The sequence below is a fragment of the Rheinheimera sp. EpRS3 genome (assembly GCF_001513785.1).
Classification (GTDB): domain Bacteria; phylum Pseudomonadota; class Gammaproteobacteria; order Enterobacterales; family Alteromonadaceae; genus Alishewanella.
This window is the reverse complement of the sequence record NZ_LNQS01000003.1, coordinates 1-9,839: the sequence shown is the minus strand read 5'-3', so window position 1 is coordinate 9,839 and position 9,839 is coordinate 1. Positions and strand designations below refer to the sequence as shown.

Annotated in this window: 5 protein-coding genes; all 5 read left to right on the top strand. The window is 49.2% G+C overall.

All coding sequences use genetic code 11. The features are described 5' to 3' along the window. The first annotated feature begins 184 nt into the window (after positions 1-184). Complete coding sequence (locus AR688_RS07170) at positions 185-2,728, top strand: phytanoyl-CoA dioxygenase family protein (protein WP_082694704.1); 2,544 nt, start codon at positions 185-187, stop codon at positions 2,726-2,728. After that, on the top strand, positions 2,725-3,852 hold the full coding sequence (locus AR688_RS07165) for a hypothetical protein (protein WP_068231343.1): 1,128 nt from the start codon (positions 2,725-2,727) through the stop codon (positions 3,850-3,852). Before AR688_RS07170 ends, AR688_RS07165 begins: the two co-directional genes overlap by 4 nt. Beyond that, a complete protein-coding gene (locus tag AR688_RS07160; RefSeq protein WP_068231340.1) occupies positions 3,824-4,330 on the top strand; it encodes a GNAT family N-acetyltransferase in 507 nt (168 codons plus the stop codon). The genes AR688_RS07165 and AR688_RS07160 overlap by 29 nt, the downstream gene beginning before the upstream one ends. Before the next feature lie 135 nt (positions 4,331-4,465). Next, positions 4,466-5,053: a phage tail protein gene (locus tag AR688_RS07155; protein ID WP_068231337.1), complete on the top strand. Its 588-nt coding sequence runs from the start codon at positions 4,466-4,468 to the stop codon at positions 5,051-5,053. A gap of 114 nt (positions 5,054-5,167) precedes the next feature. Then, a partial coding sequence (locus tag AR688_RS07150; protein ID WP_156420244.1) for a DUF4347 domain-containing protein occupies positions 5,168-9,839 on the top strand: 4,672 nt, incomplete at its 3' end.

Genomic DNA, 9,839 nt, shown 5'->3' with positions numbered 1-9,839 from the left:
CCGACAATATTATGCTCGGTGTCAGTTACTCGTTTTAACCCGCAGTAAGGTGCCTAACGGCGCCTTTACTTTAGCTGCTGTGCTTACTGAGCTGGATACAGTGCTTATACTGCGTTAAGGCAGTTGTAATTCGTTTTGTCTCTGCTAGGCTGAGCTTTAACAGAATAAAAACAAAGCGTTAATTATGACAACACCGAGTTTTGCCTTGCTGCAGCGTGTTACCGGTTATCAGCAAATGCAGCATGAATTAAGCACCCTGCTGCAAGGCGAATGGTATGCCCATGTAAATCAGCGTGACTACGCCGGTAAGTGGGACGTGATGCCACTGCGTTGTGCTTCAGCCCACCTCAATGGTCATGGCATTTTGCAAAGTTTTGCTATTGAAGACACTACCCATTGGCAGGATTTACCTTTGTTGGATGAGGCTCCCAGCGTCAAACATTTCCTGCAAAAATTGCCTGTGTCGATAAAGTCCGTGCGCTTAATGCGTTTGGATGCCGGAGCTTTGATTAAACCTCACCGTGATCATGGCTTGTGCCTGGAGCATGGTGAAGCTCGGCTGCATTTACCGCTGCAAACTAACCCTGAATTAAAGTTTTATGTGGCAGAGCAGCTAGTACCTATGCAGGAAGGTGAACTGTGGTATATCAACGCAGATCAAACACATTGGGTCGAAAATAACGGCAATGCTGCCCGCATAAACTTGGTGATTGATTGTGAAGCGAATGACTGGTTAAAGGAGCAGGTATATGCAAGTCAAATCTGTAACTCCAAATGGCTAAGTCGCCCTGAGCTGGAAATCTATGCCAGAGCTTTATTGGATTGCAGCTCCACAGGTTATGCCAAACAGCTGATTGACCCTGTGTTACAACGTTTATGTCAGCAGATTGGACTGGATTTACATCCGGCCATATTTGTGGATACCCACGCGACTATCACGGCTTATGGTAAAGCGGTCTCGCCAACGACCGCAGCGCAATGTGCTGAAGACCCGGACAGAGGTAGGGTTTTTATTCAGGGTTTGTTTCAGGCTATTGTCGATCAACTCCAACAAGACCCCAACAGACCAGTAAAACTGCTGTATGCAGGCACGGGGCCTTTGGGTTGGCTGGTATTACCTTTGTTAACTGTGTTTGATGCCAGCCAATTGCAAGTGACAGCTTTAGATATTCACCCGCAGTCTTTACAGAGTTTTAAAACACTAACAGAGTATTTTGCAGTGGCCGACAGGATCAGTGAATGGGTCTGCGCTGATGCCACTTTATGGCACCCAGAACCCAGGCCCACTTTTGATCTTATTTTATCTGAGACGATGAAACATCTATTGCAACAAGAGCCTCAGGTAGAAATTTTTAGTCATTTGCAGCAATTTCTAAGTGCCAAAGGCCAGTTGATCCCACAGCAAATAAAACTGGATGCCTGGCTGGAATGGCGCGAACATGATAAACCACAACTGCATTATCTGGGGCCTTTGTTTACGTTGAATAAACAACTTTGTGGTGAACTGGCCGTCGGTAATTTGTCCGGCTTATCAGGTCAATGGCCTTTGCCTGATTTTGAGCCTCGCCCTGTTGATCTGAAACTGACCACTGATATTCAGGTGTATGGCACACACTGGCTGCGGGAAAATCAGTCACAGCTAACCATACCTCGTTATAAATCCGGGCTGATGCTGGTGCCTGGTTCTGTAGTGCAGTTTCAGTATCAACAAGGAACCTATCCGGATTTTGACTTCCACTATCAGCAGCAATGGCCTGAACTGGTTGACAGCGATGACCACAGCTGTGCCGGGGTAGTTCATGCCAAACGATTATGGCAAAAAATTCAGCTGAAACGGCTCAGAAAGCTTGACCAGGATTACTCAAACGAGTGGTTATTGGATAAAGCTGTACTTGATCTTTGTGGTGTTGGGCTAGAGCCAGGTATTCAGGCCTTGTACCGCTGTCACAGATTGAGTGAGTTTGCTGCATTTTTGCAACCTTATGTAGCGGATCCTTCTGTAAGACTGCAGATAAACCAGCAACTCAAATCGTTAAGCCAGGCTAAAATGCCAACAGCGATACCACAGGTACTAACCGAAGCTCAGCTGGAGTTCTGGCGAACACAGGGTTACCTGGTTATTCCTGCAGTCTTAAGCAAAGAACAATGCCAGCAAAGCTGTAAGGTGATCTGGCAGTATTTACAGGCTGATCCGGCCCAACCAGAGAGTTGGTATCAGAGTACAGAAAAGATGCAGAAAATTATGCTGCAATTGTTCCGTGATCCTGTGCTGGATGCCAACAGACAACAACCGCTGATCCGTCAGGTGTATGAACAATTGTGGCAACGCACTGATTTAGTCATGACAACGGACAGGGTTAGTTTTAATCCGCCTGAAACCAAAAGCTGGTCTTTTCCGGGGCCGGATATGCACTGGGATGTCATGCTGAAAAGTCCGGTACCCTTTGGTACCCAGGGGTTAATTTATCTGACGGATACCACAGAACAACAAGGAGCATTTTGCTGTGTGCCGGGGTTTCATTTGCAAATAGATCACTGGATCAACTCGCAAAACAAAACAGAGTTCGAAATGCAACAACAAGACTGGTCGGCTTGGCCGGTAAAAGCCATTGCAGCTAAGGCTGGAGATTTAATAATCTGGCATCAGGCATTGCCACATGGTGCCAGTGTAAACCGGGCGGCTAAACCAAGAATGGTGCAGTACGTTAATACCTACCCGCTGCAATGAACGACCTGACACAACGCTATATAAAGTTGTTACACAACCGCCAGCAGTTACAACAATTGGCGGCACAACACAGCATGGCCCACTTTTGCGATCTGCTGGCGCGCTATCTTGACTGGCCGGATCTGACAGAACCACAAATGCTTACCTTCCTGCGCCAGCAAAATGCCCGGGCAGTAGTACCTCAAAGCACAGAATTTAATCGCTGCTGGTTTCCTTATGCTTATCAGTCAAACCAACAAAGCGTGCGCTGGCTGCTGGCCAACGAAAAACCACAACAGCCTTTTCTGGCCGATTATATCGCCGCCAACCGCCAGAGCCTGCTGGCGACGTTGATCCAGCCCTACAGCCTGCTAGCAGATTTACTGGCTGTTGCAGCCCCTACTAAGGTGGTACCGGCCCTGCTGATATTTCACTGGTCCAGAACCGGCTCAACTTTGCTGGCATCCAGCATGATGCCTGTTGCCGGCTGCCTGGTCTTGTCAGAGTCTATGTTAATCAGCGATGTGTTAACCGATCCGGTCTGGCAAGACAGAACCAAAGAGCTACTGCAATTGCTGGTGCATCTACAAAGCTGCCCCTGGCCGGAATGTTCCAGCATCATTATTAAAACCAATGCCTGGGATTTACAACAATGGCGCCTCTGGCAAACTACATTTCCCGATGCAAAAAGCCTGTGCCTGATCAGACAACCAGCCGCTGTATTACGCTCACATAAACGTGAGGCAGGCCGCCATATGGTGAAACAACACGTTACAGTCTGGCTTGATGACAATTGCCAGGCCGAAGATCTTATTACCTATCAACAGCAAAAATTAACCCAGTTAATGCAACTAACTGCGCAACTTGTTAAAACCGGCAACAGCACTTTGATTGATTATCAGCAGTTGATCCAGCTAAGTAATAGGCAGTGGCGAAAGCTTACCGGTTTACCACTAAACGACAGTGACATTATGACCTGGCAACAACACCTGAAATGGGATGCTAAAAACAACGGCCAGCTTTACCGGCTTACTGAACCGGCTACATCTGACTGCAGCCCTGAACTAGCGCAGCAATATCATTTACTACGTTTACAATGCCAAGACTGGAACGCAGATGAACTTAACCCCCTACCTGCCGTTTAATCTGACACTGCGCCTTGCAACAACCGACGACCGGGCGTTTTTGTTGCGGCTGTTTGCCAGTAGCAGGCCGGTTTTCAGCCAGATGGGCTTACCAGAGGCTTTAGCAACACATTTGGCAGAGCAGCAATTTCAGCTGCAGCAGACGTCTTACCGGCAACAAGCACCCAACGCAGAAGTATTTATCGTGTTACTGCACAATACACCCGCCGGGCAATTAACTGTCAATCACAGTAACCAGGATATTCGCCTGATGGATTTGTCTATAGTGCAACAGCATCAGGGCCAGGGTTATGGTACTGCACTGATCAAGGCGTTACAGACATTGGCACACACACAGCAACTGCCGCTAAAACTGTCGGTTGATCACGCTAATAAGCGAGCCCTGGCGTTATACCTTAAACTGGGTTTTGACATTACGCAGCAACAAGACTTTTATTACAGCATGAGTTGGCAGTGTAGCCATCCACAAAGCAGGTAAAACTGTTAAAAAAAATCTGCTAACAAACGCAAATTGTTGCTTTATTGCTCACATTCAACTACCGTTAAGCCTGCATTCAGCTAGTGCAAAACCTCTCACAACTTAAACTACCAAACTCTAAATAAGGAACACAATATGGCTGATCCATTTATGGGCGAAATACGCATGTTTGCTGGTACATATGCCCCGCATGGCTGGGCACTTTGTAACGGCCAGTTACTGGCCATTTCCAGTAACTCTGCGTTGTTCTCTCTGTTAGGGACCAATTATGGTGGCGATGGTGTAACAACTTTTGCATTGCCTAATTTGCAAAGCCGCAGTCCGGTAGGCACGGGTACAGGTGGTGGCTTGACTCACATTGCATTAGGGCAGGTGGCGGGTACAGAACAAGTAACGCTAAACCAAACACAACTTCCCAGTTTTAATGTATCACTGACCGGTACCGCAGCTATTGCTATACCTGCAAATACCAGTAACGGCACATCTAAAACACCGGCAAGTAACAGCGTATTATCCACTGCTGTCGATACCGCAGTAGGCGCGGAAGTCGACCTTTATGCACCGCTGAATTCAGGTAGTTCCACCACCCTAGCACCATTTAATGCAAACATAACAGCACAGGGCACATACAATGGCGCAAGTCAACCTGTGCAGACACGTAACCCTTACCTTGGAATGAACTTTATTATTGCACTAACGGGAATTTATCCACCACGTAATTAAGTTTGATATGCAGCGGTTTTAAATACCGTGGCTTTAACACTATGTTTTATTTTTTTGACGGCGGGTAAAGGATACCCGCCAGCAAAAATCTATATTGTTTATTAAGGAAATACTATGTCACGGTCTGATTACAGCTTTTGTTCCCGGATGAAAAATTTTGCTGCTACCGCATTTAATATAAATAGCCTAAGTCGCTGTTTATTGCTGTGCAGCTTGTCACTGGCAACAATCTCATTCTCTGCTCAGGCCGCTGAACAAAGCCTGCCTGCAAACAAAACAACATGGGTTTTTGTTGACCCGGCAGTTAAAGATTATCAGCAACTGATCGGCGACCTGCCTGCAGATGCTGAACTAAGAATCCTGCAAGCAGACCGCGACGGTATTAGCCAGATTGCCGAAGAGCTTTATGGTCAGCGCAATATCGCACAAATTCATTTAATTTCTCATGGCCGCGATGGTGAAGTTCAGGCGGGTAACACTTGGTTGTCTGTCGACAATATTAGAAATGCACGCAATAACTTAGCTCTGATAGGTGAAGCCTTAGCCACCAATGGCAGTATTTACATTTATGGCTGCCAAGTAGCGGCCGGAGTAAAAGGGAAAACATTATTAAATAATATTGCCAGTATAACTAGTGCCAATATTGCCGCCTCTGACGATTGGACCGGCGATGCAAAACAAGGCGGAAACTGGCAACTGGAAACAGTTATCGGTGCAGTGCAGGCCAACACACTTCCAATCAATAAGTCCTACCCGCACCTGTTAAATACCATTAACGCGGGTGACATGGTTGTTCTGGGTTGGAATTGGAATACCGACACTATCACCTTTGCAAGCCTCGTAAATATCCCTGCGGGCACAGTTATCAAGATTACTGATAAAGGCTGGGATCAGGCTACCAATGCGTTTACCACTCCGAGTACCGGTGATGGCATAGTTACCTGGACGACCAGCAGCCCAGTAAACTCGGGGGATATATTTCAGCTGTTTTTAGAAGGTTCAGATGGCCCGCCGACTGCCACCTTAAACAACGTAACAACTTCAACAGATCTTACAGGCGACATTTCAACCAACGGTTTTACTGTTACCGACCCAATGAATACTGTAGGTGACAGCATCTTTATTTATCAGGACGCGGATAATAACCCCTATTTTATTTTTGGCATGAATAACTCTGCCGGTACGGTTGACGCCTCTAACTGGAATACGTCCGTTGCTATCACTTTACGGGACTCAATGCTTCCTAATGGCTCTGGCAGCCAGAATGCACTTACCAACGGCACCAATGCTATTGGTCTACCCGGCGGAGCCAGCCAGCAGGATAACGTGCAATACACGGGCCCAACGACATCAGCGGACAAGGCAACCTGGCTTAACCGGGTTGCCAATGCATCCAATTGGACTGGCGACAATACCGGGGCCACTACAACAAGCGTGGGAACTGCTGGTGGTAGCTTTATAGCTTTACCCCCTCCGCCGCCAACCGTTACCGATGGTAATATCAGCATTTCCGGCGCCACGGGCACCGGCGGGGCTTATAAAATTGGTGATACCATCAGCGCAACCTGGAACAACACCGGCGCTGGCGACAATAATGCAGGCATTACCGGCGTTACGGCAGACTTTTCCCAGTTTGGCGGTGGTGCTGCGGTAACCGCGACGAATAGCGTAAATACCTGGACAGCAAGCTATACCATTACAGCAGGCGCAATTGATGCCACTAATCGTAATGTCAGTATCACCGCCAGCAATGCGAATGGCCCTAACACTGCCGCTGATACCAGTAATGCCACTGTCGATAACGTGGCACCCACAGTTACCGATGCGCGGATCAGTATTTCTGGCGGCACAGGAACAGGTGGCACCTATATTATCGGCGACACCGTAACCGCTACCTGGAACAATACCGCAGGTGGTGATAACAACAGCGATACCATTAGCGGCGTTACTGTTAATTTCAGTCAGTTTGGCGGGGGAACTACTGTTGCCGCCACCAACAGTGCAGGTACCTGGACAGCTACTTACACCATCGTTGCCGGAGCAATAGAGGCCAGTGCCCGCAATGTGTCGGTTACGGCGACCGACAACGCCGGTAATACGACAACCACTGCCGATAGCAGCAATGCCGCTGTAGATAATGCCGCGCCTGTTGTTGGTAATGTTAACGTTCCGGCCAATGCTACCTATATCGCAGGACAAAACCTGGATTTTGTGGTTAATATTGCTGCTGTCAGTGATGTGGTTGTCGACACCAGTGGCGGCACACCACGCATTGCGCTAACTGTCGGCGCCACCACGCGTTATGCCAGCTACATTTCAGGTTCAGCCTCGCCCTGGTTAACCTTCCGTTATACCGTCCAGCCCGGTGACTTTGATGCTAACGGCATTACTGTCGCGGGTACAATTGATGCCAACGGCGGCACGCTGCAAGACGGTTCCGGCAATAACATGAATCTGGTGCTTAATAATGTCGGCAGTACCGCTTCTGTGCTGGTTGATGGTTTAACAGTACCCGACGCCCCCACCATAGGCACAGCCACAGCGGGTAATGCCCAGGCAAGTGTAACCTTTAGCGCTCCGGCTAATAACGGCGGCACAGCCATTACCACTTATACCGCTACTGCCAGCCCCGGCGGAGCATCAGGCAACTGTGCCGGCCCTGCAGCTTGTGCAATTACTGTAAATGGCCTGACTAACGGCACTGCATACACTTTTACTGTCACAGCAACCAATGCTAAAGGCACCAGTGTTGCTTCGGCAGCGTCGAATGCAGTTACACCCAAAGGCGAACAAACTGTCACCTTTAACAACCCAGGCGCGCAGAACTTTGGCACCACGCCGACACTAACGGCTACTTCATCTGCCGGAGCTGGCTACACAGTAAGTTTCAGTTCGGCCACTGCCGGTGTTTGTACCATTACTACCGGCGGCACTTTGACTTTTGTTACTGCAGGTAGCTGTACTATCGACGCCGATCAGCCGGGTGATGCAGCCGTGAATGCTGCGACAACGGTATCGCAAACCTTTATGGTAAATGCGGTAGTTCCCAGCGCCCCAACGATAGGTACTGCAACCGCAGGCGATGAACAGGCAAATGTTACGTTTACTGCTCCTGCCAGCACGGGCGGCGCCAATATTACCGGTTATACCGTTACGTCGAACCCCGGTGGCTTAACTGGCACCGGTGCAGGCTCTCCGATTACGGTAGGCGGGTTAACTAACGGTGTTAGCTATACCTTTACCGTGACAGCCACCAACTCTGCAGGAACTGGCGCTGCGTCTGCCGCATCTAATTCGATAACACCGGCGTCACCACAAACTATTACCTTTAATAACCCAGGCGCGCAGAACTTTGGCACTACGCCAACGCTGACAGCGACATCCGATGCAGCTGGTGGATACCCGGTCTCGTTCACTTCTGCGACTACCGGTGTTTGTACCATTACTACCGGCGGTACTCTTACGTTTGTTACCGCAGGCAATTGTACTATCGATGCCAATCAGGCAGGTGATAGCTCTTATCTGCCAGCGCCACAAGTTAGCCAAACCTTCACCGTTAATGCAGTAGCACCCGGTGCGCCTACCAACCCTGTGGCAACAGCGGGCGATAACCAAGCCAGTGTTGCCTTTGTTGCCCCGGTGAATATCGGAGGCGCGGCGATTACCGGTTATACAGTAACGGTAAACCCAGCAGATGTTGCGCCGATACTCGGTGCGTCATCCCCGATTGTGGTGGCCGGTTTAACCAATGGACAGGCCTATACCTTTACCGTAACGGCAAACAACGTTGCAGGCACCGGCCCAGCGTCGGCTGCATCCAATTCGGTAACACCTGCGGCTATCCAAACCATTACCTTTAACAACCCGGGGGCGCAGAACTTTGGTACTGCTCCCACTCTGACAGCAACGACGGATTCTGGTTTACCGCCTGTATTTACCTCTTCTACACCGGCGGTTTGTACTATAACCGGTGTGGGCGCGCTGACTTTTGTGACTGCAGGAACTTGTACAATCAGTGCCGATCAAGCAGGTAATGATAGCTACTTACCTGCGCCTCAAGTAAGCCGGACCTTTACAGTTAACCCGGTAGTGCCCGGCATACCAACGGCTGTTGTTGCCACTGCGGCTGATACTGCTGCAAGCATTGCATTTACCGCCCCGGCGAGTAATGGCGGCGTTAATATTACCGGTTATACCGTTACATCTAACCCCGGCGGCTTAACTGCCAGCGGAGCTGGCTCGCCGGTTGTAGTGAATGGTTTAACGAATGGCACTGCCTATACCTTTACCGTAACCGCAACTAACTCTGCCGGCACCGGTACTGCTTCCGCAGCATCAAACAGTGTTACTCCAACATCGGCAAATTCCGCACCTGAAATATCAGGTACACCTGCTACAACTGTGGAACAGGGTTCTGAGTATTTATTTACACCCACCGCCAGCGATATTGATGCTGGCACAACTTTACAATTTAGTATTGCAAACAAGCCAAGCTGGGCAACGTTTGACACAACAACGGGTACACTTAGCGGTACCCCAGTGAAAGAACATGTTGGCACCACCAGTAATATTGTTATTTCTGTCAGCGATGGCGAGCTTAGTGCCAGCCTGGCCGCATTTAACATTGAAGTAATTTCTGTTAATGCCGCTCCGGTCGCAGTGGATGACAATTTCACCCTGCCCTTTAGTGGCAACCACAGCTATGTGCTGGATGTACTGGTAAACGACACCGACCCGGACGGCGACAGCCTGACCATTACGGCCGCTAAAGCCAGTATTGGTCTGG

Bases quoted from the DNA above. Each gene is read 5' to 3' on its own strand.
- AR688_RS07170 (WP_082694704.1), top strand. From the start codon at position 185: ATGACAACACCGAGTTTTGCCTTGCTGCAGCGTGTTACCGGTTATCAG.
- AR688_RS07165 (WP_068231343.1), top strand. From the start codon at position 2,725: ATGAACGACCTGACACAACGCTATATAAAGTTGTTACACAACCGCCAG.
- AR688_RS07160 (WP_068231340.1), top strand. From the start codon at position 3,824: ATGAACTTAACCCCCTACCTGCCGTTTAATCTGACACTGCGCCTTGCA.
- AR688_RS07155 (WP_068231337.1), top strand. From the start codon at position 4,466: ATGGCTGATCCATTTATGGGCGAAATACGCATGTTTGCTGGTACATAT.